This is a genomic window from Marinomonas lutimaris (assembly GCF_019426345.1).
Lineage (GTDB): Bacteria > Pseudomonadota > Gammaproteobacteria > Pseudomonadales > Marinomonadaceae > Marinomonas > Marinomonas lutimaris.
In genome coordinates this window covers 379,396-404,900 of the sequence record NZ_JAHLLW010000001.1, presented here as the reverse complement: position 1 = coordinate 404,900, position 25,505 = coordinate 379,396, and the positions used below count along the sequence as shown (strand labels likewise).

Sequence of the window (25,505 nt, the reverse complement as noted above, 5' to 3'; positions counted from 1 at the left end):
CCTGTTTTTAAAGTACCAAAGCCAACCCATAACGGTTGGCTTTTTTGAATTAGGTTGACAGGCGTTTATTTTTAAATAAAAATGACACCGATGTCATAACGAGAAAAGAATAACAATGACGACCATTTACAATGTTGCAGAAGCCGCTGGAGTCTCTCCAAAGACAGTTTCTCGCGTATTAAATAACGATGTTCCTGTTGGCGAAAAAACCCGCAAGAAAGTGGACGCCGCTATTACTGCTTTAGGCTATGTACCAAGCACCGCGGCACGGTCTATGCGCTCGAACAAGTCTGGTCTTATTGGATTGGTCACAGGCGCTATTTCTCACTTTTCTGACGCATCTAATGCCCCCACAGGTTTACCCGATTTATTTATTGTTCAGGGTATCCAAAAAGTCATGCAAGCCTCTGGAAAAACGTTATTAATTGCGGATACAGGCGACTCTGCAACGTCCGTATCGCATTTAATTCGGACATTTCAAGAACATCGTGTTGAAGGGCTTATTTATGTGGCGAATTATCATAAACAAATAGATTTACCTATCGCCAGTAAAAGTATCCACACTGTACTAGCAAACTGCTTTGATACAAACCACACAACATCCGTGGTTCCAAATGACCAAATGGGCCAAAAATCTTTAGTGGATAAAGTCATAAAAGAAGGTCATTCCAGAGTCGCTTACTTAACCTTAGACCCTTCTATGGTTGCAACACATCAGCGACTTGAGGGATACCAGCAAGCATTACATGAAAACGGTGTTGCATACGACCCTGAATTAGTTTTATGCGCCGATAAATTAGACCTAATAGACAACGAAAAATTGATCATCGACGCAATCGATCACCTACTTTCGCTAGCTTCTCCGCCTACTGCTATTTGTTGTGGTAACGACAAAATGGCGCTCAAGCTTTATGGTATTTTAAGGGTCAAAGGTATTCGTATACCTGAGCAAATATCTATCGCGGGTTATGATAACTATCTTGCAATTACAGAAGGTTTATACCCTGCATTAACCACGGTACATCTGCCTTATCAAGAAATTGGGCAAGAAGCGGCACGACAACTTTTAAAGTTGATTGATGGTAAAGACCAAAAAGCACCAAACTCAGCAATAACCATCGTTGATAGTCCTGTTATTTGGCGGCAATCAATTCTTAAGATTTAATCACCAATAAATTTATCGAGTAACGCATCAGAGCTACGATGCGTTTCTTTTAATAAAAAATGACATCGATGTCATTTTTGAAGAAATAGCTCATCTCTATGGGAGAAAAAAAATGAAAATAACAAAAAATTTGGCATTAACTCTTTTATCTGCAGGAGCGTTAGGGAGCGCTTTTGTTTCGACTTGTGCCTTTGCAAAAACGGATCTATCGCTTTGGTATCACGGTGCGGGTAATAAAGTGGAAGCGAAAGTCATCAATCAAATTGTCAATGACTTCAATCGTAGCCAAAGCGATTGGAATGTGGTTTTAGAGTCATTTCCCCAAGGTTCATACAACGACTCCGTTGTTGCAGCCGCATTAGCGAACAATTTACCGGATATTTTAGATGTGGATGGTCCAGTGATGCCTAATTGGGCATGGGCTGGATATTTGCGACCTTTATTAATCGACAAAAACAAAATTGCGGACTTTTTACCCGGAGTTAAGGGCTATTGGGACGGGAAGCTCTACTCCATCGGCTTATGGGATTCGGCCGTCGCTATGGTGACTCGTCGTTCAACCTTAAATGAAGTAGGAGCTCGTATACCAACAATTGACTCGCCATGGACTGAAGAAGAATTCAACGGCGTTCTTAAAAAGCTTAAAGCGACAGGAAAATATGATTATCCGCTTGATTTAGGTATGGCTGAAAGTGGCGAATGGTTTCCCTATGCTTTTAGTCCATTTTTACAAAGTTTCGGTGGCGACCTGATTGATCGTTCCACCTATAAAACAGCTGAAGGTACATTAAATGGCCCCGAAGCCATAGCCTTTGGTGAGTGGTGGCAGAGCTTATTCGTCAATGGCTATGCGCCTGGCAACTCTCAAGATCCAGCAGACCATGAAACAGGATTATTAGAGGGAAAATACGCGATGCAATGGTACGGCAACTGGGCGGCTTTAAAAACCTTAAATAAATTTGGTGATGACGCGCTGTTTTTGCCTGCACCTGATTTTGGACATGGACCTAAAATAGGTGCTGCAAGCTGGCAATTCGGTGTCTCTGCTGCCTCTAAACATCCACAAGGCGCATCGGACTTTATTGAGTTTGCTCTTCAGGACAAATACTTAGCTGCATTTTCAGACAGCCTTGGCGTAATACCACCAACACAATCCGCTGCTACGTTAACGACCAATTACCGACAAGGTGGAGCTTTGTCCGTTTTTTACGTCCTATCCAAAGCACAAGCCTTAGTTCGCCCCGTCACTCCTGGTTATATTGTTGAAGCTAAAGTCTTTGAAAAAGCCTTAGCAGATATCGCTGATGGTGCAGATGTTGCGGACACGTTAGATAGCGCAGCTGATGAAATTAATGCCGATATCGAGAAAAACCGCGGCTACAGCCGTTAATACGTTTTGATAGGTCCTTGGCAGGTATAGGACTTCTCTACCTGCCTACTTTTAGCAAAATATTTTAGAGCTAGCGATACTGGTATTTTTATGAAAAAAAACTCGATATTAACGCGGCATAACACCACAGGATGGCTGTTTGCGTCGCCCGGTTTCGGCTTGATGCTTCTATTTATTGTCATTCCATTTATTTTAGCAATTGCATTTTCTTTGACGAATCAGCGTTTGATGTCACCTAACGCAGCAGAGTTCGTGGGGTTAGAAAACTACACCAATATGCTAGATGTAGGCATTTTGGTTGTTGATCCTGAAATCGATGCTAGTGGCAACATTTTAGTGGATAAGAACGGAGACAATAAATACCCAAGACTCAGAAAATTCACCCGAAATAACCCTGATTATCCCAATGTACAAGGGATGAAAGAGTGGTTCTCATTCTCTTGGGGGGTGCAAAAAATCGCGATTATGGCCAGTGATCTTGTGTTTATGAAAGCTCTGGTTAATACCCTTACCTTTGTGGCGTTTGTTGCCCCTATTCAAGGTGCTTTGGCACTCATATTGGCATTGCTAATTAACCAACCATTACGCGGTATACAGATTTTCAGGTCGATATATTTTATGCCTGTCGTTGTATCAATCGTGGTCGTTTCTTTGTTATGGCGTTTTATCTATGACGGCCAAAACGGACTATTAAATAGTGTGCTGAATACGCTCACATTTGGTCATTTCAAAGCGGTGGACTGGCTGGGCAATCAAGATACGGCACTCGGTTCAATCATGGCTATGTCTATTTGGCAGGCGGTAGGTTTTCACATGATTATCTGGCTGTCAGGCTTACAAACCATCTCTCCAACACTCTATGAAGCAGCGAAAATTGAGGGTGCAAGTCCTTGGCAGACATTCCGCTACGTCACATGGCCGGGTTTACGTAACACGGCCGTATTAGTCGTCATCGTCATTACCATGCAAGCCTTCTCGCTATTTGCGCAGATCGATGTGATGACAAGTGGCGGCCCTCTGGATAGCACTCAAACTATTGTTTATCAGGCAGTAGAGCGCGGTTATGGAAAGCAGGATATTTCTGGAGGCTCAGCGATGTCTGTCGTGTTATTCCTACTCGTTTTGAGTATTTCTCTACTACAGCGCTACTTAACACGGGAGAAAAACTGATGTTTCGACTAGATAAGGACAACCCAACATTGCGCTTAATCGTGCGTTATATGGTATTGACTCTCATCGCGCTCATTTTTGTCACACCGATTCTTTTTATGATGATGTCGTCGCTTAAACCTGATCAACAGTTGTTAGCAGATACATCCTCTATTAGAGCGTTTCTACCCATTGGGGATATTAGTTTTGACAACTATAAAGCAGCCTTTGAACGCGCTCCCATTGGTATGTTTATGCTGAACTCACTCCTTGTAACAGGCGTGACGGTTGTGCTTGGTCTGCTAGTTTGTTCGATGGCTGGGTTCTCGTTTGTATTCCTCAATTGGCGAGGAAAAAGCATCGCTTTTTCCATTATTTTGGCCACCCTAATTGTGCCTTTTGAAACCATTGCAATTCCAATGTTGTTGATGGTTTCAAAATTGCCTTGGCTTGGATTAGATGGCTTCAGCTGGGGCTGGTTAAACAGTTATCGAGTGCAAATTATCCCCTTTATCGCCGATGGTCTAACCATTTTCTTGTTCGCTCAATACTTTAAAGATTTGCCTAAGGAGCTTATTGAAGCGTCCCGAATAGAAGGCTGCAGTTGGTGGCAGGTTTACTGGAGAGTGGTTATGCCTTTGTCTGGTCCGATCATTGCCACAGCCGCAATTTTGAAGTTCCTAGCCATGTATAACCAATATTTATGGCCAATCATGGTGACGCAGCAAGAGCAATATCGCCCGGTATTAGTTGGCTTACAATACTTTTTTCAATTGAACACGGCATGGGGAGAAGTCATGGCTTATCTCACCATCATCACTGTGCCTGTCTTAGCTTTTTATCTCGCTTTACAACGTGCATTTATCGCCTCTATCGCATCGACAGGTGTCAAAGGATAGGCTTTTTTTGGAGTAATAAAAATGACAATAGCATTAGAAAAAAAATGGATATGGGATAGCTGGTATCACAAAGAAGGTGATGTTTGGCATGGCTATTTCCTGCAAGCAGATAAATCTCTTATTAATCCAGATTTACGCCATTTCAATGTCACCCAGGCCCATGCGATATCAAAAGATTTGATCCATTGGGAGCATTTAGGCACCTGTTTTGAGCCTTCGACATCAACAGCCTGGGACGACTCCACAACTTGGACAGGCAGCGTGGTAAAAGACGATGATGGCTTATATCACCTCTTTTATACTGGCACCTGTTTAGCCGAGAAAAGTTTATATCAACGTGTCGGTCACGCAATAAGCGATGATCTGCATAATTGGAAACGTGTGGGAGACGGCTTGTGCTTAGACATAATCGGCGAAAATGCCCAATACTATGAAGACCAGCATCAAGTAGGTCATTGGCATGATCGAGCGATGCGAGACCCATGGGTGATGAAAAACCCAAATGGCAAAGGCTGGTTAATGTATTTTACCGCTCGTGCACCAGGCATTGAAGAACCCAATGCTGGCGGCGCAATTGGCTTTGCCACCTCTAACGACTTATATCACTGGGAGCTACAAAAACCGGTTTTTGTTGGCGGCTTTGGCCAATTAGAAGTACCACAAGTGTTTGAACTTGAAGGCCGTTGGTACTGCTTATTCTGCACATCGTCTTCTCATTGGGCCGATGCTTTTATAAAAGCTCGTGCTGGTAAACCAGTCACTGGTAATCACTATTTGGTTGCGGACAACCCTGAAGGGCCATGGAGCCTCCCAGAAAGTGAGTTCCTAGACGGCGATGAACCATGCTACCGATATGCTGCACGAATCCTACAAACCGATACTGGTCCCGTTATCATAGGTTTTCATGATCAAGGCCCAAATGGCTTTGTTGGTGAAATTTTAGATCCTGTCGCAGTACATGTGAATGATGAAGGATTGTTAAGTACAGACGCTAACAATAAAAAAGGACAGTAGTCATGGCGGATTTACAGCTAAAATCCATTGAAAAAAACTACGGCTCTACTCGTATTATTAAGGGCGTCGATATCGATATCAAAGACGGCGAGTTCGTTGTTTTTGTTGGCCCTTCTGGTTGTGGTAAATCCACTCTTTTACGCATGATAGCAGGGCTTGAAGATATTTCTGGGGGAGAGTTAACCATAGATGGAAAAGTCGTCAATGACTTACAACCAAAGGACCGAGGGATCGCCATGGTTTTCCAATCTTATGCCATTTTTCCTCACATGACGGTACGAGAGAACGTTGGCTTTGGATTAACCGTATCTGGCGTTCCTAAAGATGAAAAAGTGCAACGGGTAAACGAAGCTGCACAGATTCTGCAAATGGAACATTTGCTGGATCGTCGCCCTAGCCAACTGTCTGGAGGTCAAAGACAACGTGTTGCGATAGGTCGCGCCATTGTTCGTAATCCTAAAGTGTTTTTATTTGATGAACCGCTCTCAAATTTAGACGCCGCCTTGCGGATGGATATGAGAATGGAGATTTCAAAGCTGCATAAAAAACTCGATGCCACCATGATTTATGTGACTCACGACCAAGTTGAAGCGATGACTTTAGCGGACAAAATCGTCGTGCTCAAAGATGGAGAAGTGCAACAAATTGGCTCACCAATGGAGCTTTTCCATAAGCCAGCAAATCGCTTTGTCGCGGGGTTTCTTGGCTCTCCATCAATGAACTTTGTGAAAGTAAAAGTGGTGGCTCATGATAACGACAGCATCACCGTCAGTTCAGACGTTATAGATGAGGTGGTCTTACCTAGACACGATCGTGATCTTGCCATTGGAGACTCTCTTGAGCTAGGGATTCGTCCTCAGTATTTAGAGCCTCATCACGGTGAAATAAAAGGTTCAATGCATGGCCGTGTATCATTATCAGAACGTCTTGGTACCGAAACCGTGCTAGACATTACATTAGCTGATGGCAATAAGGTAATTGCGTCTATCAATGAAGACAAGGTATTTGAAGTCGACGAAGAAATAAGCCTACATTTCGATGTCGATAATATACACATTTTCTAGGCCAAATAAGCCGCCATACATAATGTATGGCGGCTTATTGCGAGTATTCACAATTACACTGGCAACCGTGTTGAGGCTTTCAGCTCTCGCAAGGAGATGTTCGAAGCGATAGCAGACACTCCAGGTAGCTTTCTCAGAACTTGATCCACAAAGCGACTGTAGTCATCTAAGTCTTTGGCAACGACTTGCAACAAGAAATCTGCTGCACCTGTGGTGTTATGACAGGACAAAACATTGTCACAACCTTGAATCATTTGTTCGAAAGTTTGAGTGATTTCTGCATCGTGCTGATTACAGGTCAACTGCACAAACGCCATCACGCCAAAACCTAATTTACGTCGATCAAGATTTGCCTGATAGTCAGTTATAATGCCCTCTTCCTCCAGCCGCTTTAATCGTCTCCAACAGGGCGTTTCACTCAACGAAAGCTCACTGGCTAATTTTGCGTTAGTCAGCTTACCATCTTGCTGCATACGTCGAACAATATCAGTGTCTACCTTATCCAAAGCCACCATTGAAATATCCCCCTCTTATTAACCTCATATCTGAAATAATATTTCTTAAGGTCGCTAATATACAAGGAAAAGAGCAAGGTAATTTCTTCTATATTCAGTAGTCTATTAGGCTGACGTATTGATAACCAAAGGAGCAAACAATGAAAGCCGTTGTCTACGAAAGCTTTTCAGCCACACCTAAAATTATGAATGTCGAAGATCCAACACCAGAAAATCATGGTGTGGTGATCAAGGTGGAAGCGACCGGTGTATGCCGCAGCGATTGGCACGGTTGGATGGGACATGATCCAGACATTGTGTTGCCACACGTTCCCGGTCATGAGTTTGCCGGTGTTATTGAAGCCGTTGGCAAAGATGTTCAGCGTTTTAAAGTAGGCGACCGAGTGACTGTGCCTTTTGTCAGCGGATGCGGTTCTTGTCCAGAATGCCACGGCGGGAATCATCAAGTCTGCGGCAATCAAACTCAGCCAGGCTTTACCCATTGGGGATCTTTCGCGGAATACGTCTCCATTCATCATGCGGATGTGAATTTGGTGACTTTGCCAGAAACCATAGACTTCACCACAGCGGCTAGCCTTGGCTGTCGCTTTGTAACCTCGTTTAGAGCGGTTGTCGATCAAGGTAAAGTAAGCGCAGGCCAGTGGGTCGCGGTGCATGGTTGTGGCGGTGTTGGACTGTCTGCCATCATGATTGCCAACAGCATTGGTGCCAATGTTATTGCCGTGGACGTGACAGACGATAAACTTGAACTGGCAAAAGCCCTAGGCGCTTATGCGACTATTAATGCCACCAGCGTGGCAGATGTGGCTGAAGCGATTAAAGAAATCACCCGCGGTGGTGCCCATGTATCGATCGATGCGCTTGGTCACCCAACAACTTGCATAAACTCCATTAAAAGTTTGAAAAAACTAGGCAAGCACGTTCAGGTCGGCTTGCTGTTAGCGGATCAAGCCACACCGCCGATTCCGATGAATCTGGTTATCGCTCATGAATTAGAAATTATTGGCAGTCACGGCATGCAGGCGTTCCGTTACGATGCCATGTTGTCGATGATTAAGTCAGGAAAACTCAGCCCAGAAAAGCTACTCGGCCGAACCATCAGCCTAGAAGAATCCATTGCTGCACTGATGAATATGGACAAAGCAAACCCACCGGGTGTGACCGTCGTTACACATTTCTAGTTGCCACTTTACACACAAAAAGAGCGCTTACCTCAAAAAGGTAGCGCTCTTTTCCCCAGCTCATTTTCACGAGCTAACTATTTGATAAACCTAACTAGGCCTGTTTTTTCTCTAAATGCATTTCAGACTGGTTACCCGCATTTGGATCATTGTAGACACTCTCATCTAGCTGACCTTCGCTTTTGGCAACGACGATGGAAACCACTGCATCACCAGAGACGTTAACCGCAGTACGAATCATGTCTAACAAACGGTCAACGCCGAGAATCAAGCCAATGCCTTCAATCGGTAAGCCAACTTGTGCGAACACCATAGACAGCATGATCAAACCAACACCTGGTACGCCTGCGGTACCGATAGATGCCAACACAGACATCAAGATAACGGTTAAATAACCCATCATGCCAAGTTCAACATTGTAGATATTGGCGATAAAGACAGTCGCTACACCTTGCATGATGGCCGTGCCATCCATGTTGATGGTCGCACCAAACGGCACAGTAAAAGACGCTACCGAGTTTTTCACGCCAAGACGTTTTGTCACCGCACGTAAAGTGACAGGAATCGTCGCGTTTGAGCTGGATGTACTAAAAGCAAACACTTGCGTGTTACGCATTTTTTTCATGAAAGTCACAGGGTTCAAACCAGACAAGACTTTCAGGATCACTTGCAAAGTCACAAATAAGTGGAAGAACAAGACGCCAATCAGCACCAATACATAACCCAACAACTGAGCGAGCAAATCCATCCCCAAATCCGCAATGGCTCTGGCGATAAGACAGAACACGGCATAAGGCGCCACTTCCATAATAATGGTGACCATCTTCATCATTATGTCATTCAATGACTCAATAAAATCGCTAACAACCTTAGCTTTTTGCCCTACCATTAAGATGCTTACACCAAACATGATCGAGAAAAAAATCACTGGTAGCATGTCACCTTGCGCCATAGCGCTAATAGGATTTGAAGGAACAATATTAATCAAAACAGTCGATAATGGCGGAGAGTCTTTCCCTGTAAAGGTCACAGAAGACTCAGCATTCATACCTTCACCAATACCAAAAGCAGTGGCAATAGTCAGTGCTGCGGCAATGGCAATGGCGGTGGTCACTAAATATAGAATGAAAGATTTAGACCCAATCCTTCCCAGCAGCTTTATGTCACCTATACCACATACACCACACACTAAAGAGAAGAAAACCAGCGGAACAACAAGCATTTTCAGTGCGTTAACGAACATTGTACCAACGACTTTAAACAAGCCATCCGTTAAATAACTGTTCGCCCATGTTCCGTCTGCGTTTAACCCTGTTAAGTTTAGGACCAAACCAACCACGATGCCGAGCAGCATTCCAAGTAACACTTTAAATGTTGTATTCATAACAGTCTCTCTCATGCCATTAGTTCTAATGGTTTAGGCCGCTAAATGATGACGACCCTAAAATAAAAGTCACGCATATTACATGCCATTATAGTGCATAAAAACTATTTTCTTCGCGATGAAGGGAAAAGACAGTGTCATTTTCAAGAATAGGAAAGGTAAAGAATGTGCCGTTTTTAATGTTTTCAGAAAAATAAAAACACAATAAGGGATGTCTAGAATAATTCTTAAATCATTGTTATTAAAATGATTTAAATAAAAAGATGTCTACTGCCGCACTTTTATATCCTAATAAAAGTACGGAGGAAAACAGATTAAATATTTGAATTTTTTGCCTCACAAAAAGCTAACGCATCTTTAAGTGGTAATGGATGGCAGAAAAAATATCCCTGTATTTTTTGAGCACCCAACTCTTGCAACACTTCCAACTCCGCCAAGGTTTCCACACCCTCACCAAGCACCTTGCTTTTGGTTTCTTTTGCAAAGCCGATCAAAGCTGCGACCAAAGCTCTTTTTCGATGATCTGAATTGATATTAGCGATCAAGCTTCTATCTAATTTTATAATGTCCGCTTGTAACTCCAATATGTGTTGGAAGCTTGCAAAACCTGCTCCTGCGTCATCTACAGCAAGACGCATACCTCGTTCCCGAAAAGACTGAATGGAATTCCGAAATATTTTGTAGTCTGGGATAGATTCACGCTCAGTCACCTCCAACACAACACGATGCAAAGGAGCTTTGTCTAACATGGCTTGCAGACAAGACGATGTAAGGTGTTTGGGAGAAACATTTAACGTTATGTAATATTGCTCAGGGATAGCTGGCAATAAATTGAGCGCTTCTTCAATAGCAAATAGCTCTAGTACTTCGCCAACACCTGACGCATTGGCTTTATTGAACCAATAATCAGGGGAATGATAGGGCTTGGTTTGAAAGCGCGACAAACACTCAAAACCTTTAATCGAGTTTGTTTTAAAATTATAAATTGGCTGAAATACGATGGAAAGTTGTTTGTTATTAATGATATCGAAAATATCGTTGCGAGCGAGCTTGTGCAATCTTGATGCAGTAAGTTCTTTCTCTATATTGCGAGCGGCAAATTTCGCGAAGAGTGTTAAAATAGATAAGTCTTTAGCCGACAGTGACTCATCAGCTTTCTCGCTGAAACAACATAGCGTGCCATAAATAGAGTCGTCCGAGAGATAAATAGGCACACCAATATAACTGCCTATATTTAAAACTTTTGTTACTGCTAATGCTTTCGTAATGTCGTTTTTCGATGTATCGGGAATAATTTGAGGCAGCTTTTCTTCTGCAATTAACTGGCAATAAGTGACTTCACTTCTGTCCTTATGGCCTTCATTAAGAAAGACACCACAACTGTCACTTTTATCTACATGCAACATTTCACGATTACCATCATGAAAACGCGACAAAAACGCGACATCCATTCCTAAATGCTGTCGAATAGTTTGCACTAGGTGCTCTAAATCATGGTTCAGTGAGCTAGCTAAAAGCTCCTCATCTATCCTACCTTGATTCTGCGCTCCCAAAATAGCAGTCATTAAATCGACGCTATTATTTGTTTTCAACATAGTTGCTCCGTGCATTCTCGACCTCTGACAAGCTTATTAATATATGAAGCATAACGACACTCGCCTCAAGACGTAGATAAAGCATATCAAAGGCGCTAAACCTCTTACCGTATTTTTTCGACGTCATTACGTAACCATATGAGTCTAACGTTTTTTATTAATGTCATTGCGTAAAAAAATGAATCTTTAAGTAAACAATACAAGGAACAACTCTAGCCTCAATCTCAAAATAAAGAAGGCTTGTATGCTGGCTTGTGATAGTCGCTTTTATGTAACTTAATTGCTTCAAAGTTATTCCTTGTATAGCGAGTTTCTAAAACATACTATCAATATTGTTCGAAAAAACGGGGCTTTACCTCGTGAGATCTTGCCTCGCATTAATCAATCTAAATTTATTGGAGTGAGCAATGAAAAAAACAGTAGTGGTTTTCTTCTCTGGATACGGACATACCAAACGCGTTGCAGAGTATGTTGCAAAAGGCGCTAATGCAGAAAGCATTCAAATTGATGATAATGGTGACATTACAGACGCGGATTGGGATACATTGAACGCAGCTGACGCCATCATTTTTGGTGCTCCAACTTACATGGGCGGCGCACCTTGGCAATTTAAAAAGTTCGCTGATGCCACCTCTAAAGCGTGGTTTACTCAAGCTTGGAAAGACAAAGTGTTTGGTGGTTTTACCAACAGCGCAAGTTTAAACGGTGACAAACAAGTCACTCTTATTTACCTACAAACATTAGCATCTCAGCATGGTGGTATTTGGGTAAGTTTAGGGTTACCACCTGCCAATGCGCTTGCAGCGACACGTGACGACGTAAATAACCTAGGTGGTTCTGTGGGTGTTTTGGTCCAGTCTCCATCAGATGCTGGCGACGATGCTATTCCTGAAGGCGACTTGGAAACAGCACGCATTTACGGCGAACGCGTTGCGCACATCGTAAGCCGCTTCAATTAATTAAGCACTATTTTGGCTTTTCAAACGGCATGGCTTTCCATGCCGTTTTTCGATGCTTCTTAGCAATCCTCCCAACGACTCATTTTTTCCAATCCATCCATATAGTGGTCTCTTTGTTCCTTTGTAAATCACCGCTTAAGGTGCTTTAATTCCCTCCACTATTCGCTGACACTTACTATTCGAAATCTGTTTTATTCGAACATCAGCACACACTAATAATGCAAAGAGGAAACACCCATGGTTACCGCTATCATCATGCTTTCTGTTGAGAAAAAGCACATCAACCAAGTCGCTGAAAAATTGGCTTCCATTGAAGGGTTATCTGAAGTTTATTCCGTCAGTGGTTCATACGATATCGCCGCTATCGCCCGTGTGCAGACTAATGACCAACTATCTGAATTGGTGACAAAACACCTTGCTCAAATCGATTACATTTTGAAAACAGAAACCATGCTGGCGTTTCAAGCGTATTCGAAACATGATTTGGAAGGCATGTTTTCGGTTGGTGTTTAATTTTAAAACTCTTTTTTTGGAGAGAGCAGTTATGAGTCATCTTCACACTGGATCTTGTCTATGTGGTGCGGTTAAATTCGAATTGGAAGGCGAGTTTAAAAAGTTCTTCCTTTGTCATTGCAGCCGATGCAGAAAAACCTCTGGCACCGCCCATTGTGCCAATTTATTTGCGCCGGGTGCTACGCTTACTTGGTTGAGCGGCGAAGGTAAACTCAGCTTTTATCGATTAGAAGACACAAACTTTGCCCGTACTTTTTGCTCTGTGTGTGGCTCCAATGTGCCTACCGATGCGAAAGCACGCGGCTTAGTTGTCGTTCCTGCCGGTTGTTTAGATACAGATGTCGATATAACACCACAAGCGCATATCTTTATGGACAGCAAAGGCAATTGGGACGATCACTTAGGTGATGTTCCAGCGTTCGAAGCGATGCCAAGTTAAATAACTAATGATTAAAATAAGCCATTGCAAAAAAGCCAACGGATAAGAAAACACCAACGTTGGCTTTTTTATGACTTTTCTTTGCGCTACTTACCCTATTGATTAAAGCTCACTTAAACGACGAGCAGCCTCAAGCAAGGTACTTTCTTCCTTGGCAAAACACAGACGGATAATGCGCTGATCTTTGGGCGGTTGCTGATAAAACACGCTAACCGGAATCGCGGCTACACCGACTTTGTCAATTATCCATTCACAAAACGCCACGTCATCTAAATCACTGATCGCGCTGTAATCCAATAGTTGAAAATATGTGCCTTCGCATGGCAGTAACGCAAAACGGCTGTCAGCCAGTGCATTTCTCAGTACATCGCGTTTTTGCTGATAAAATGCCGCCAAGCTAGCACTGGCTTCAGGTAACGCAATTAAATGCTCAGCCAAAGCTTGCTGCAAAGGCGTTGCAGTACAAAAAGAAACAAACTGATGCACCTTGCGCAGTTCCACGGTTAATTCCGCTGGTGCCACAATGTAGCCAACTTTCCAACCTGTTAAATGAAAGCTTTTGCCAAAAGAAGAAACCACTAAGCTACGCTTCGCTAGCTCGGCATGTTGGTGAACACTCACTGCGGATTCACCAAAATGAATAAACTCATACACTTCATCGGACAATACATAAATGTCACGACTCGCAATAGCTTGCCATAAGGATTCTAAATCTTCAGCCAACCAGCAACTTCCCGTTGGATTGTGTGGCGTGTTGATTAAGACCAAACGCGTCTTGTCAGTAAGCAATTCAGAAAATGCCTGCCAGTTAGGACGAAAATCCGGTGCCGTTAACGTTACTCGCTTACAAATACCACCCGCTAAGGTCACCGCTGGTTCATACAAGTCATAAGCGGGATCAAACAAGATAACTTCATCACCGTTATGCACTAAGGCTGCTATCGCATCAAAAATGGCTTCGGACGCACCACTCGTCACCGTAATCTCATCCAGTGCGCTAACTTTTCGGTCATAATGACGCTCGATTAAGCTGGCAATTGCGTCTCGTAATATTGGCAAGCCAGTCATAGGCGAATATTGATTATTACCGGTTAAAATCGCCTGTGACGCGCGTTCTAATAATCCCGCATCAGGTGAAAAATCAGGAAAACCTTGCGATAAATTAATCGCACCTTTTTCAACGGCCAACGCCGACATCTTGGTAAAAATAGTGGTGCCGACTGACGGCAGTTTGGAAATAAGTGTTGAAGCGATGGTCACGATGATCAGGCCTTAGAAGAAAAGAAATTCAGCTAAGTTAAAAGACTTCGCCATAAGACGTCAATCATCTTTAATCAGTAATCGTATCGGTGACAAAAACACAATACAAGAATAGCTAAGAAACAAAAACGCCAAGGCATAAGCCTTGGCGTTTTTGTTGGTTACATCAAGTTTACATATTACGCCGTCATGAACGGGTAATCTGTGTAGCCTTCCGCACCTGGTGTGTAGAAAGTATTTGGATTGGGCTCGTTTAGTTCAGCGCCCGCCTGAACACGTTCAACAAAGTCAGGGTTGGCAAGAATACCTTTACCAAACGCAACACTGTCCGCTTGATTATCTGCTAGCACTTGATTGGCTTCTTCTGGCGAGTAGCCCATATTGACCATCAAATGCCCCTTGTAAGCGTCACGCGCTACGCTGACAACATCTGCTTGCTGTAAACCAAAGAAATCTGCGCGCATTAAATGTACATAAGCTAAGTTAAAGCGATTAAGGTGTTCGCTCAAGAAGCGTGTCCAAGCAATAGGATCATTTTCTTTCATGCTTTGGAAGCTGTTAAGAGGTGAAAGACGTAAGCCCACTCGACCACTGCCCATAACTTCCGTTACCGCTTCAATGACTTCGGTTAAAAAACGTGCACGGTTTTCTAATGAACCACCGTATTCATCTGTGCGCTGGTTAGAACTTTCACGTAAGAACTGATCAATTAAGTAACCATTCGCACCGTGAATCTCTACGCCATCAAAACCTGCTTCTTTGGCATTGATCGCGGCTTGACGGAAATCACCTACAATCTCTTTGATTTCAGCAACGGTTAATGCTCGAGGCACTGTGTATGGTTTTTTGCCTTCTGGCGTGTGGGTTTCACCCTCAATAGCAATGGCACTAGCAGAAACAGCCTCTTTACCACCATTCAACAATGGGTGTGCAGCACGCCCTCCATGCCAAATTTGTATAAAAATACGGCCGCCAGCTTTATGCACTGCGTCGGTTGTTAGTTTCCAACCTTCAATTTGTTCTTGTGAATAAATACCTGGGTCATCACCAAAAGATGACGTACCTTCCGTCACCATAGTACATTCTGTAATCAACAAACCAGTACTAGCACGTTGAGAGTAATATTCTGCCATCAAGGCATTTGGCAGATGGCCCGGAGCACGTGTACGAGTTAAAGGCGCCATGATAAAACGATTAGGTAATTCTAGATCGCCGATTTTTACTGGGCTGAAAAGATTCTTTGCGGTGCTTGTCATTATGAACTCCAGAGTAAATTTCAATCTTTATAGAAAGGATAGACACTACATATGGCAGTTATTTTAAAAAACAATCTCGTGCACTTTCTTTCCTGAATAGTCGATCCAATTTCACTAAATAATAGTTCAAAAAATAAGCGGTGTGAGTGCTTGCAGGTCATCTTTTCAAGGTCTATATTGCGAGCATCAGACGGCAGTTGTGTCGCCTTTCTTTTACCCGTTTAAACACGTTCCGTGTGAGGGAATTCAAGCTAATGACATCCGATTCCAGCAGGCCAATGGCTCCTTTTGGCACCTTGTTAGGCGTAGCGCCGGGCAATGTGCCCGTTTACTCTTCCGATTATGATTCTGCTGATGATAATGAGCTGCCTAACCGCCATGCTTATCGCAGTTATGTGGATGGAATTTTCATGGGTTATAAGTGGCAATGTGTTGAATTTGCTCGTCGCTGGCTGTATCTCAACAAAGGCTACATCTTTGATGACGTCGCCATGGCCTATGATATTTTTCGCCTGACGTCAGCTCGGCTCATTGCCGATGAGAGCCGCTTGCCACTGAAATCCTTTCGCAATGGCTCGTTACGTCATCCTGAAGTAGGTGCGCTGTTGATTTGGAACGAAGGTGGTGAATTTGAAGTCACCGGCCATGTGGCGATTGTCACCAAAGTCTTGCCAGATCGTTTGTACTTGGTCGAGCAAAATGTCGGCCATCAAGTGTGGGAAGAAGGCCAAGATTACTCTCGCGTGCTTGATGCGCGCATTAGTGAAGACGGCGGCTACTGGCTGCGTTGTTCTTATGGTGATGCTTCTGTTATGGGCTGGGTAATACAAACAGACGATGATTTGCATGCCGAGAATATTGAACCTGAAGATCCCGCATTATTCAATTTGCAAATACGTCATGTGCCTAACAAAGGCCAAGCTTCTCGTGCTTGGTTAAATGTCGCGAATCCAGCGGAAGAAGCTTTTGTCGACATGATGGGCGGACACAAACTCGCCAGTCGACCGGAAGACGACTACAAATACATGGTGATGACAGAAACCGCAGAGCGAGAACTAAAGCGCGCTACCAATGAATTACACGCCTTGTTTATGCACGCCACAGACTACGTTCTGCAAAACGAAGATCTATTATCTAGCTTTAATATTCCATCTGCTTTATGGCCTAAAATTCATCAATCTTGGGACAACCGTCGCAACCAGATGATCACTGGGCGCTTTGATTTCAGTCTTTCTGCTCAAGGCATCAAGGTCTACGAATACAACTGCGACTCGGCCTCTTGCTACATGGAAGCTGGCATCATTCAGGAAAAATGGGCCAAGCATTATGGCGCAAATGAAGGCGAAGGTTCAGCAACTGAATTGGTCGACGAACTAATCGAAGCGTGGAAAAACAGTGATGTAAAAGGTGTAATTCACATCATGCAAGATACGGATCTAGAAGAGAACTATCACGCTCTTTTCATGAAACGTACCATGGAAAAAGCGGGGCTCGATTGCAAAGTCATCAAGGGTGTCAGTAGCTTACGTTGGGACGAAGACGGTGATGTGGTCGATGCTGACGGTGTCAAAATCCGTTGGGTATGGAAGACATGGGCATGGGAAACCGCGTTGGATCAAATCCGTGCCGAATGTGATGACGATGAACAACGTCTACGCGACTATAAAACCGATGTACCACGCAGCGAAGCACCACGTTTAGTCGATGTATTATTGCGTAAAGACGTGATGGTATACGAACCTCTTTGGACGCTTATTCCAAGCAATAAAGCGATTTTACCGGTTTTATGGATGCTTTTTCCCGATCATCCCTATTTATTGGAATCGTCCTTTGAATTAAGCGATGCGTTAAAAACCAACGGTTATGTGAGCAAACCGATTGCGGGGCGCTGTGGCTTTAACATCAGCTTGTACGACGGTGAAGACGACTTAATGGAAGAGACGACTGGGCGCTTTGCTCATCAAGATCAAATCTTCCAAGCGCTATGGAAGCTACCAGACATTGAAGGATATCGCTCACAAGTCTGTACTTTCTCGGTAGCGGGACATTACGCTGGCAGTTGTTTGCGCGTTGATCCAAGTTTGGTCATCACCAAAGACAGTGATTTGATGACCCTACGCGTCATTGAATAATGATTTAAACTATTGATTTATAAAAATTTAAGCCTTTTTCTCCACAATGGAGGCAAAGGCTTTTTTTATTCTAAATTCTCTCGCTGCAATTCCATTTACTCATTTTTCACCTCTGATCGTGCAATTAGTCATTGACTATAAACTCATCAGCTCTTAAATTACCTCAAAAAATATAACACGTGTAACATTATTATGATTGCTAGAATGGTTCACCAAACCGAGGCAACTCGGGACAAAATCATCAACATTGCTGAAACCCTTTTTATCGAAAATGGCTTTGCTGATACTCAAATGAAAGACATTGCGGCGGCCACTGGCATGAGTCGTAATACCTTGTATCGCTATTACCAAGACAAATACGATTTGGGCTTCGCCATTCTTGTGGTGGTGCTGACTCGTAAGATCGATATTTATGAAAGCATCATAGAAAAAATCAAAGCTCGCCATTATTCCAACATTCGCGAGGGTCTTGGCGTGTTAATGCAAGCCTATTCTGATCCTCAATACGAAGACGATGACCGTTTTATTGCCGAGTTTGATGGCTACTATGCTGGATCACGTATACCAACCGAATTCCGTGAAAAACTGACACAATTATTACCAGAAACGGTCAGCCAATCTCTCTCTGACATTGTTGCCCTAGGACAAGCCGAAGGCAGTATTCGAACCGATATTCCAGCCGCTTATTTAGCGGTAACCCTATTCAATGCGGTCCCAACTTTTTTCCGCCGAATGTTGCTACGCAAAGATGCCTTAATGGAAATTGAACAAGAGGCCATTCCGCAACTCACCCCTGTGTTAATTCAATTACTACTCGATGGTATGAAACCATCTCGACAACCTTAAAAAGGATGAAAGCGATGAGTGATACAAAAATAAAACAACTCTTAACCGAACTAACCCTAGAAGAAAAAGCCATGCTCTGTACCGGCAAGGATTTTTGGAACCTCCATGGTATTGAGCGCTTAGACTTGCCCTCCATCATGGTAACGGATGGCCCTCATGGCTTACGCAAACAAGCCGGCGAAGGCGATCACGTTGGTTTAAACGCAGCAGTAAAAGCTACCTGCTTTCCAACTGCATCAGGACTTGCCGCATCTTGGAATACCAAGTTAATTGAAGAAATGGGCGTCGCGCTTGGCAAAGAATGCCGCGCTGAAGATGTGTCGGTCTTGCTCGGCCCTGGCACTAACATTAAACGTAACCCATTGGGTGGTCGTAACTTCGAATATTTTTCCGAAGACCCATTACTGGCTGGCGACATGTCTGCAGCTTGGATCAAAGGCGTACAAAGCCAAGGCGTGGGCACTAGCTTAAAACATTACGCAGTGAACAATCATGAACATTGTCGTATGACGGTCGATGCCGTTGTTGACCAAAGAACCCTACGCGAGATCTATCTACCTGCCTTTGAAAGAGCTGTTAAGCAGACGCAACCTTGGACAGTCATGTGCTCTTATAACAAGGTAAACGGCACCTACGCGGCAGAGCACAAACAATTGCTCGACGATATTCTTGTTAAAGAATGGGGCTTTGAAGGCATTATTGTTACCGATTGGGGCGCCAATAACGACCGTGTTGAAGGCGTCAAGAATGGCCAGCATTTAGAAATGCCAAGCTCTGGCGACATGAATACCAAAAAAATCATTGCCGCAGTGGAAAACGGTCAGCTAACGATGGAAGCGTTAGACAAATCTGTCGCTCGCGTATTGGAACTGATTTTAAAATCACAAGCTTCCTTAGAAAGCGATAAAGTAAAAGCCGACTTAAATGCTCACCATGAACTCGCAGCGCGAGTCGCGGAAGAAACCTGTGTGCTGTTAAAAAATGATGGTTTATTGCCAGTGGCCGCAGGAAAGAAAATCGCTGTTATTGGCGCATTAGCTAACAACACTCGCTACCAAGGCGCAGGCAGTTCTAAAATTAATCCATTCAAATTGGAACAGCCTCTCGACGAAATCAAAAAACAATTTGGTGCAGATAACGTTACTTACACTGAGGGTTATCACCTAAATGATACGGAAGATAGTGCAGAAATCGCCAATGCAGTTGAGCTAGCAAAACAAGCTGACGTGGTCTTTTTGTTTGCTGGTCTGACACCAAAATATGAATCCGAAGGCTTTGATCGTCAGCACTTAAACTTGCCACAAGTTCAGCTTGATCTCATTCATGCGCTTGGTGATCAGCTAGCTAAGACCGTGGTTGTTTTACAAAATGGCGCACCAGTCGTTCTTCCGTTTGTAGAAAAAGTTCCCGCTGTTTTGGAAGCTTACCTAGGTGGACAAGCTGGAGCTTCCGCGATTGCCAAAGTACTTTCTGGTGAAGTAAACCCAAGCGGAAAATTAGCAGAAACCTTCCCTGCAAATTTAGACGATGTGCCAAGCCAGCCTTATTTCCCAGGTACCACTAAGCAAGTGCAATACCGCGAGGCTATTTGGGTTGGGTATCGCTATTTTGATACCACTAATACGAAAACGCTTTTCCCATTTGGTCATGGCTTGTCTTACACCGATTTCACTTACTACCATCTAACATTGCTAAGTGGTGATAAAACGCCATTTAATGAAAGCGCTTCCATTAAACTGCAAATCACCGTCACCAATACAGGAAACAGAGCAGGCGCCGAAGTTGTACAGTGTTACGTGGGCCAAAAATCACCTTCCCAACCTCGCCCAGCCAAAGAATTAAAAGCGTTCGAGAAAGTCTTCTTAGAACCAGGTGAAAGCAAAGAAATCGTTTTTGAACTGGATTATCGAGCGTTCGCTTATTGGCACAAAGAGAAAGCCACTTGGGTTGCAGAAAGCGGTGAATATCAGATTCACATTGGTTCTTCTGTGGAAGATATTCGAGACACTGCGTCTATTGCCCTAGATACAGGAATCACAGCAGAGCAACCAAATTCCGCTTTGGCCACGTACTTTACTCCAGCTAAACGCGACTTTAATGATGCAGCTTTTGGCGCTCTATTAGGTTACGACATTCCAACACCAACACCCATCACACCTTACACAGTGAATTCAACCTTGGGCGACATTGCTAATGAACCACTGGGCAAGCCGCTTTTCGAAAGCATGTTATCCATGTTCACCCAAATGATGGGAGGAGATAAAAACGACTCAGCAGCCGAAGCGGACCGTCTGATGGCCGAAGCTATGGTGGCAGATATGCCTTTACGTAATCTGCCGGTATTCAACAGCCAGCAATATTCTGAAGATCAGATTTTGCAACTTATTGCCTCGTTAAATAACAAGGAAGCAACTCTCTAAAAAGCACCTTTTAGGCTCTGTCACAACACCGTTATTACGCTCATCGTCGATGCGTAATAACGGTCTTATAGTTGATAAACAATAAAAATAAAGAGGCAATCATGTCCAATACAAGCTATGAAACTAGTCGTCATGAACGATTAAGCTATTACACGTTTTTCACCGGTCAAAACATTATTTTTATGTTTGTGACTATTTTCATCAGTATTTACTACACCTCTGTACTGGGCTTATCTGCCGGTACTGTGGGGATTATCTTTCTTTTAGCCAGGGTATGGGATGCGGTTAATGACCCTATTCTTTCTATTCTAGTTGAACGAAGCCGTTTCAAAGGCGGTAAATTCAAGCCTTGGGTGAACGCAATTGCTTGGGCTGTCCCTCTTGCTACCGTATTGATATTTGCCTTCGGCGATTATCTTGCGGAACAACCGATGTGGCTGCGTATTACTTACGCCTTCGTCACTTATGTGGGCTGGGGGATGTTATATACCGTCTCCGATGCGCCTGCCTACGCTATAGGCTCAGTAATGACACAAAACAAAGATGAGCGAAATGTTATCTATTCTTTTGTGCGTTTTGGCGGCTTTGTGGGTATGGTCATCGCCATGATTAGCGCACCTTGGCTCGTCGAAAAGCTCGGTGGAAAATGGACGCTGGCAGCCGTCATTATGTGCATCGCAGCCATGCTTCTGATGTTAACCATCCGCACAGTGAAAGAACGCCACGTAGTAGAACAAGAGGTGCCCACCCTTAAACAAATATTAGGCACAGTAACCGGCAATAAGTATTTGTTGATGTTCCTCCTCGCTTTTATCTTTATTGGCGGGTCAAACGTTGCCTTTACCTTAATGCCTTATATCGCCCGCGATGTTTTTAACGATCCATCGCTATCAGGTATATTGTTGTTTGCCATGATTGGCCCAGCCATGCTGGCTTCACCCTTAGTACCAATTGGCATTCGTAAAGTTGGCAAAATCGCCACCTTTGCTTGGGCTTCTGCCGCACTCACCGTCTTATCGATCATTACTTGGTTAATGGGTTACGAACATGTCGAACTGTTTATTGCTTTAACCATGATTAAAGCCATTGCCCTTGGTGTAACACTGGTGATGCCTAGTATCTTTATTGCCGATTGTATCGAATATGGTCACATACGTTCAGGTCAACGCTTAGAAGCAGTCACCTTTGCCACCCAAACTTTCGCTAATAAAGCCACAACAGCCGTTGGCGGATCAATTGCTATGGGATATCTCGCTATGGTGGGCTTTGTTCAATCCACTGGTGGATCTGTCGTACAGCAACCTCCACAGGTCATTCAAGGAATGTGGGACGCTCTAAATTTAGGTAACGCGATTGGCGCTACGATAGGCTTGGTCATTTTCTTGTACAACTACAAACTCACCGACCAAATGCTAGAAAGAATGAAGGCCGAGGCATCTAAAAAAACAATTTAAAAAATAAATATTTGTGCTTATAAAAAATATAAAAAAGGGAAGTAAAATGAATAAAAATCTAATGTTAGTTGTTGCTCTATCTTCAAGCATGAGTATTAACGCGTTGGCCAAAAATAAAAACGATGGCAATTGGATCGAAAACTATTTAGATAAAAATAATGGTAGTGAATTATCTCAATTTACTGATTATGAAAATAATAGTCGCTGGTATTATAACCTAAGACTTCATGCACTCTCTGCGGTTGGCTCATCTACGGATGATAATTCAAATCAGCTAGAAGCCAGCCTACGACTTCGCGGTAAAACCATGTTTACAGATGATCTTGGCTTTACAGGGGATTTCTGGATAAAGGCCCAAGAGAACTACAACAAAATGGATGGAGAAACCGTCAACGACTACGATGACTTAGACGAAGATGCCACTTGGGAAAACTTTATTGTTGGTGTTGAATCTAATAAATACGGCGCTTTAGTTTATGCTAAACACACGGCAAACTGGTCTGTATTTGCAACAGACATTGGCATGCACGGCGCTAATAATATTCAAGGTGAAGCTGGCGGCAAAAATGCAGGAAAAATAATCTACAAAAATCATTTTGATAATAATCTATTTATCCATACAAGCTATGACCTCAATTCTAAAATCATCGGCTTAGATCTCGGCTACCAAACAGATAATATTTATCCTTTTAGAGCAGATTCTTATGGGGTTTATTTTTCTGTACATAATGGACAGCCTTTTTTAAACAGTGGTTTTAACAGCTCTATTATTGGTAATGTTGATACTGATTCAAAGACAAAATCAGATACTGACTACAACAGACACAGTGATGACTTATTAACTTACTCCTTAAGTGGCTACAAACAGTTTGGCGTCAAAGGTAGAGCTGGGGCGGTTGTTGCTTATTCAGATCGTGAAGACGATGTATCTAAAGATGTGATCAGAGAAAGAGGCTATACGGAAGGTGGCTTAGGCTTATCAGTATCTGTTAGTTACCAATATCTCCCTGATGGTTTTACAGGCTGGGCACCGGGTGTAACAGCTTCCCATGATGAATTTAATGATAAGTTTATTCCATTAGTTCAGTACTTTATTACTCCTCAAATACGGGTATGGGGAGGCCATGTCTTTGTATCTAATGGTGCAAACTCAACACAAATCGAGTTCCAAGCGGATTTTTAAGTAGAATTTATTCATTGGCATCATAGGTTCACTTTGTTGAACTATGGTGCCAATAATAATTAACACCAAGCGATACAGTGAGAATAATCAAACGGACTAGAATGAGTACCCCTTAAACAAACGCCTTTCACCAAACAGCACCAATATGCCATGCCCTTTCTACCAACGGTGATGCTAGTCTCTAATTTTTCAAACAGGTAAATGTGCGTAAGGTAGGAAATTTGAGCTTCTACACGAAGAAACCAAGACAGGAGAAAAAAACGTTGGATGAAGAGCAATATCACCAGAAAAGGGAGTAACCAACAATATTGCTCTTACCTTTAACTAAACATTAGAAGTCATAGTTAAATCGAACTCGAGCTGCGGTTGTTTTGTCATTTTCATTTGCAGCAGCATCATCAATAGTAGAGTACGAGCCAGCAAATGTTACGCTTGCATTCTCGATATCCAATAATGGCACAGTGTAAGCAATATAAGTGGTCAACATAGATGGATCATTACCCGTCTGGTTATCTACATTTGAGCCAATCACACCTAAACCAAAGTTGCCATAAACCATGTTAGCAATAAACGAGGCGACTTCTCGATCAGTAATGTCATCTTTACTGAAAGCCGCAGCAAGGTTGATATTAGCCTCTGCAACATCAAAATTGGCAGTCACAGCATAACCTGTTAGATCCACTTTACCCGTGGTAGGAGAGGTTGCGCCATCCGTTGTATCATATTTAACACTTTCATAACCAACCGAAATGGTTGCCGCGTCGGTAATAAAGGTCACAGATGGGCGAACCCCCGAAATAGCGGTTGTATTATCTCCATAAAGTGAGCCATCACCTTGATCTGAATCACCATCACCATACAAGGTATCAACTTCGAATTTTAGTCTTTCACTAGCACTGTAATGAAAAGCAATTTGACCACCACCGTCACCAATACGTCCGCGAACTTTATTAGCTTGATAGACATAATCCTCATTAGCATGAACTATCAAAGTATCTTTCGCTAATGGAAATAAGTTGATTGCTTCAAAACGACCAAGTTGAAAATCCCACGTGCTATTACCAAATTGGATAAAAGCGTCATCAATATTTGCGTCACCATCGGTCGTCAATAACAGCGTACCTTTACCAGCAAAGAAGTTATCACCTGCTGTATGTTTACTGTAAGCATTCAATTCGACACGACCATTTTGGTCATAAGTGGTGTCGCCAGTCTCAGTATCAGTAGCGTCATTGTTTAACTCGAAGTTTGCATCAAATACTGGAGCGGCATTAGCAGCACTAATAGACAAGATACTGCTCAAAATCGCAGTTGTTAGGATAGTTTTTTTCATGATTTTCAGACCTAAATGTATGTTGTTTTTATAATAAATAGAGCTTTGACAAAAACGTGTGTTTTCATAACCAATGATACATTTCAGTAACTTTATTACAACAAAACAACAACGATAATAGTTCTTATTTTTTACTTAATTTTTTAAAGATTTAAAACATAAAAATAAACTATTGATATATAAGAAATTAAAATGAAAAAATAGCAATGTAAAAAAACAATAAACAGCAAAATTAAGTAAGAAATACACAAAAAATACTGAATAGTAGGATGTTACGTATTTTAATTACACGATTATGATATTTTCAAAACGGCCACAATCACTGCTAACCCCCCCCCTAACTCTAGATGCAAA

At 42.9% G+C, this 25,505-nt stretch carries 21 protein-coding genes; 15 read left to right on the top strand and 6 right to left on the bottom strand.

The genetic code is table 11. From position 1 onward, the window contains the following. The first annotated feature begins 115 nt into the window (after window positions 1-115). The 6 genes from KPL72_RS01765 to KPL72_RS01740 all read left to right on the top strand — a co-directional run bounded on the left by KPL72_RS01765 (window position 116) and on the right by KPL72_RS01740 (window position 6,681). The gene (locus KPL72_RS01765; RefSeq protein ID WP_219701539.1) at window positions 116-1,165 is read left to right on the top strand and encodes a LacI family DNA-binding transcriptional regulator; all 1,050 of its coding nucleotides are present in this window, start codon (window positions 116-118) and stop codon (window positions 1,163-1,165) included. A 112-nt stretch (window positions 1,166-1,277) separates the two neighbouring features. Further along, a complete protein-coding gene (locus KPL72_RS01760; RefSeq protein ID WP_219701537.1) occupies window positions 1,278-2,555 on the top strand; it encodes an ABC transporter substrate-binding protein in 1,278 nt (425 codons plus the stop codon). A 90-nt stretch (window positions 2,556-2,645) separates the two neighbouring features. After that, window positions 2,646-3,725, top strand: a complete 1,080-nt coding sequence (locus tag KPL72_RS01755; RefSeq protein ID WP_219701534.1) for a carbohydrate ABC transporter permease — start codon at window positions 2,646-2,648, stop codon at window positions 3,723-3,725. Beyond that, on the top strand, window positions 3,725-4,603 hold the full coding sequence (locus KPL72_RS01750; RefSeq protein ID WP_219701533.1) for a carbohydrate ABC transporter permease: 879 nt from the start codon (window positions 3,725-3,727) through the stop codon (window positions 4,601-4,603). Before KPL72_RS01755 ends, KPL72_RS01750 begins: the two co-directional genes overlap by 1 nt. A gap of 21 nt (window positions 4,604-4,624) precedes the next feature. Next, window positions 4,625-5,617, top strand: a complete 993-nt coding sequence (locus tag KPL72_RS01745; RefSeq protein WP_219701532.1) for a glycoside hydrolase family protein — start codon at window positions 4,625-4,627, stop codon at window positions 5,615-5,617. Between the two features lie 2 nt (window positions 5,618-5,619). After that, complete coding sequence (locus tag KPL72_RS01740) at window positions 5,620-6,681, top strand: ABC transporter ATP-binding protein (protein WP_219701530.1); 1,062 nt, start codon at window positions 5,620-5,622, stop codon at window positions 6,679-6,681. 53 nt (window positions 6,682-6,734) lie between these two features. Here KPL72_RS01740 and KPL72_RS01735 read toward each other — a convergent pair whose 3' ends face one another. Then, window positions 6,735-7,196 carry an Lrp/AsnC family transcriptional regulator gene (locus KPL72_RS01735; RefSeq protein WP_219701528.1) on the bottom strand — a complete coding sequence of 154 codons (462 nt, stop codon included), beginning with the start codon at window positions 7,194-7,196 and terminating at the stop codon, window positions 6,735-6,737. A 140-nt stretch (window positions 7,197-7,336) separates the two neighbouring features. Between KPL72_RS01735 and KPL72_RS01730 the strand changes: the two genes are divergently transcribed. Next, window positions 7,337-8,377 carry a zinc-dependent alcohol dehydrogenase family protein gene (locus tag KPL72_RS01730; protein WP_219701526.1) on the top strand — a complete coding sequence of 347 codons (1,041 nt, stop codon included), beginning with the start codon at window positions 7,337-7,339 and terminating at the stop codon, window positions 8,375-8,377. A gap of 94 nt (window positions 8,378-8,471) precedes the next feature. On the opposite strand, the gene KPL72_RS01725 is transcribed toward KPL72_RS01730, so the two are convergent. Beyond that, window positions 8,472-9,761, bottom strand: a complete 1,290-nt coding sequence (locus KPL72_RS01725) for a dicarboxylate/amino acid:cation symporter (protein WP_219701525.1) — start codon at window positions 9,759-9,761, stop codon at window positions 8,472-8,474. Window positions 9,762-10,075: 314 nt separating this feature from the next. After that, a complete protein-coding gene (locus KPL72_RS01720) occupies window positions 10,076-11,356 on the bottom strand; it encodes an EAL domain-containing protein (RefSeq protein WP_219701523.1) in 1,281 nt (426 codons plus the stop codon). A 407-nt stretch (window positions 11,357-11,763) separates the two neighbouring features. On the opposite strand from KPL72_RS01720, the gene KPL72_RS01715 reads away from it, so the two are divergent. The 3 genes from KPL72_RS01715 to KPL72_RS01705 all read left to right on the top strand — a co-directional run bounded on the left by KPL72_RS01715 (window position 11,764) and on the right by KPL72_RS01705 (window position 13,267). Next, window positions 11,764-12,315: a flavodoxin family protein gene (locus KPL72_RS01715; protein ID WP_219701522.1), complete on the top strand. Its 552-nt coding sequence runs from the start codon at window positions 11,764-11,766 to the stop codon at window positions 12,313-12,315. Window positions 12,316-12,552: 237 nt separating this feature from the next. Then, entirely contained in the window at window positions 12,553-12,828 is a 276-nt protein-coding gene (locus KPL72_RS01710; RefSeq protein ID WP_212917281.1) for an Lrp/AsnC family transcriptional regulator, read from the top strand. A gap of 31 nt (window positions 12,829-12,859) precedes the next feature. Continuing rightward, complete coding sequence (locus KPL72_RS01705; protein WP_219701520.1) at window positions 12,860-13,267, top strand: GFA family protein; 408 nt, start codon at window positions 12,860-12,862, stop codon at window positions 13,265-13,267. A gap of 102 nt (window positions 13,268-13,369) precedes the next feature. Here the strand turns inward: KPL72_RS01705 and KPL72_RS01700 are convergent, their stop codons facing one another. Together KPL72_RS01700 and KPL72_RS01695 are read right to left on the bottom strand one after the other, a co-directional pair. Further along, on the bottom strand, window positions 13,370-14,527 hold the full coding sequence (locus tag KPL72_RS01700) for a methionine aminotransferase (protein WP_219701518.1): 1,158 nt from the start codon (window positions 14,525-14,527) through the stop codon (window positions 13,370-13,372). 179 nt (window positions 14,528-14,706) lie between these two features. Further along, window positions 14,707-15,783: an alkene reductase gene (locus KPL72_RS01695; protein ID WP_212917269.1), complete on the bottom strand. Its 1,077-nt coding sequence runs from the start codon at window positions 15,781-15,783 to the stop codon at window positions 14,707-14,709. A gap of 254 nt (window positions 15,784-16,037) precedes the next feature. Here KPL72_RS01695 and gss point away from each other — a divergent pair, with 254 nt between their 5' ends. From gss to KPL72_RS01670, 5 genes are all read left to right on the top strand, one after another. Beyond that, window positions 16,038-17,915, top strand: a complete 1,878-nt coding sequence (gene gss, locus KPL72_RS01690) for a bifunctional glutathionylspermidine amidase/synthase (protein ID WP_212917268.1) — start codon at window positions 16,038-16,040, stop codon at window positions 17,913-17,915. Window positions 17,916-18,119: 204 nt separating this feature from the next. Then, window positions 18,120-18,761 (top strand): TetR/AcrR family transcriptional regulator, encoded by a 642-nt coding sequence (locus KPL72_RS01685; RefSeq protein ID WP_249411659.1) that lies wholly within the window; start codon window positions 18,120-18,122, stop codon window positions 18,759-18,761. Window positions 18,762-18,775: 14 nt separating this feature from the next. Next, complete coding sequence (locus KPL72_RS01680) at window positions 18,776-21,181, top strand: glycoside hydrolase family 3 C-terminal domain-containing protein (protein WP_219701515.1); 2,406 nt, start codon at window positions 18,776-18,778, stop codon at window positions 21,179-21,181. 101 nt (window positions 21,182-21,282) lie between these two features. Continuing rightward, window positions 21,283-22,635, top strand: coding sequence for an MFS transporter (locus tag KPL72_RS01675; RefSeq protein WP_219701513.1), 1,353 nt, complete (start codon window positions 21,283-21,285; stop codon window positions 22,633-22,635). Window positions 22,636-22,681: 46 nt separating this feature from the next. Continuing rightward, the gene (locus KPL72_RS01670) at window positions 22,682-23,818 is read left to right on the top strand and encodes a hypothetical protein (protein WP_219701511.1); all 1,137 of its coding nucleotides are present in this window, start codon (window positions 22,682-22,684) and stop codon (window positions 23,816-23,818) included. Between the two features lie 331 nt (window positions 23,819-24,149). On the opposite strand, the gene KPL72_RS01665 is transcribed toward KPL72_RS01670, so the two are convergent. Further along, window positions 24,150-25,151 carry a carbohydrate porin gene (locus KPL72_RS01665; protein WP_212917263.1) on the bottom strand — a complete coding sequence of 334 codons (1,002 nt, stop codon included), beginning with the start codon at window positions 25,149-25,151 and terminating at the stop codon, window positions 24,150-24,152. Window positions 25,152-25,505: the final 354 nt, after the last annotated feature.